Origin of the sequence: Burkholderia sp. Bp8992 (assembly GCF_003853705.1) — a bacterium.
GTDB lineage: Bacteria > Pseudomonadota > Gammaproteobacteria > Burkholderiales > Burkholderiaceae > Burkholderia.
The window spans coordinates 1-1,673 of record NZ_QTQI01000066.1; the positions used below are offsets into that span (position 1 = coordinate 1).

Sequence of the window (1,673 nt, forward strand, 5' to 3'; positions counted from 1 at the left end):
CGCGATCGTCAGGTTCACGTTGTCGACGGCCGTGCTGTCGCCGAACTTCTTCACGACGTTCTCGATGCGGACGAACGCGTCGTTTTGCGGGCGGGCCGCGGCGGCCGGTTGAGCCTGTCGTGCAGCAGCGGAAGAGGGTATCGATTGCATGGGAGTCACCATTCGTTCTTCACGGATTGCGGGCGTGAGCGTCCCCGCACGAGGCGCAACGCGACTCGCGGACGACGGCTCGTGCCGGATGGAACAGTGCGCGCGGCGCGCGCGGGCGGACGGAGGTCCGCGAATCTCGGGCGGGCAGGCGTGAAGCGATGCCTGCGCCGCCGTGATGCATGACGATCAGTGGCCCGTCTTCAGCTGGGCCCACAGACGGTTCTCGAGGCGCAGGATGTCGGCCGGCATCGGCTTCATCAGCACCATCTTCTTCAGCACGTCTTCAGGCGGGTAGACGGTCGGATCCTGCGCGACGGCCGGCGTGACGAACTGGTGTGCGGCCTTGTTCGCGGTCGGGTAGAACACCGTGTTGGTGATCGCTGCATTGACCTTCGGATCGGACACGTAGTTGATCCACTTCAGTGCGGCTTCGGGGTGCGGTGCATCCTTCGGGATCACCATCACGTCGAACCACAGCAGGCCGCCTTCCTTCGGGTTCGAGAACTTGATGTCGTACGAACGTTTCGCTTCCGACGAGCGGCGGTGCGCGATGCCGACGTCGCCCGACCAGCCGAGCACGACGCACACGTCGTTGTTCGCGAGGTCGTTGATGTAGCCGGACGAGTTGAACTGGGTGATGTACGGGCGGACTTTCTTCAGGACTTCGAACGCAGCCTGGTAGTCGCCGGGGTTCTTGCTGTTGGGATCCTTGCCCATGTATTGCAGCGTGGCGGCAAACACGTCGACGGCCTGGTCGAGGAACGACACGCCGCAGCTCTTCAGCTTCTCCATGTTGGCCGGATCGAACACGAGTGCCCAGCTGTCGACCGGCGCCTTGTCGCCGAGCGCCTTCTTCACCGCCTGCGCGTTGTAGCCGATGCCGTCCGTGCCGTAGGCCCAGGGGACGCCGTACTGGTTGCCCGGATCGGCATCGGCAATCATCTTCATCAGCAGCGGATCGAGGTTCGCGAGGTTCGGAATCTTCGACTTGTCGAGCTTCTGGTACACGCCGGCCTGGATCTGCTTGGCCATGTAGTTCGACGTCGGCACGACGATGTCGTAACCCGAACTGCCGGCCAGCAGCTTCGCCTGAAGCGTGTCGTCGCTGTCGTAGTTGTCGTACTTGACGTGGATGCCCGTCTGCTTCTGGAAGTTCGGGATCGTGTCCGGTGCGATGTAGTCGGACCAGTTGTAGACGTTCAGGTCCTCGGCATGCGCCGACGGACTGGCGACTGACGTGAACGCTGCCGCGGCGGCAAGGGCGGCAACTGAACAGGCTTGGCGAAGAAAGCAGGCACGCATGGTGGAATTCCCTTGGGTTATGGCGGCGTGCGGCGCCCGCCGCACGCCTGTAGGCAAAGCCGTTACGAAATACCCAGTTGCTGGGCGGTTGCGTCGACGGCCTTCTTTGCCTTCGACACGAGTTCATCGATTTCCTGGCGCGTGATCACGAGCGGCGGCGACAGCAGCATCCGGTCGCCGGTCGCGCGCATGATCAGGTTGCCGTTGAAGCAGAAGTCGCG

General features: G+C 63.4%; 1 protein-coding gene and 2 pseudogenes. All 3 read right to left on the reverse strand.

Annotated features, from left to right (window positions below):
• Positions 1-150 (reverse strand): annotated as a pseudogene (locus DIE03_RS37955) (polyamine ABC transporter ATP-binding protein); the annotation flags it as partial.
• A gap of 186 nt (positions 151-336) precedes the next feature.
• Entirely contained in the window at positions 337-1,452 is a 1,116-nt protein-coding gene (locus DIE03_RS37960) for a polyamine ABC transporter substrate-binding protein (RefSeq protein WP_124457138.1), read from the reverse strand.
• A gap of 62 nt (positions 1,453-1,514) precedes the next feature.
• Positions 1,515-1,673, reverse strand: a pseudogene (locus DIE03_RS37965) (aspartate aminotransferase family protein); the annotation flags it as partial.

Coding starts and splice junctions, on each gene's coding strand:
- DIE03_RS37960 (WP_124457138.1), bottom strand. CDS start 1,452: ATGCGTGCCTGCTTTCTTCGCCAAGCCTGTTCAGTTGCCGCCCTTGCC.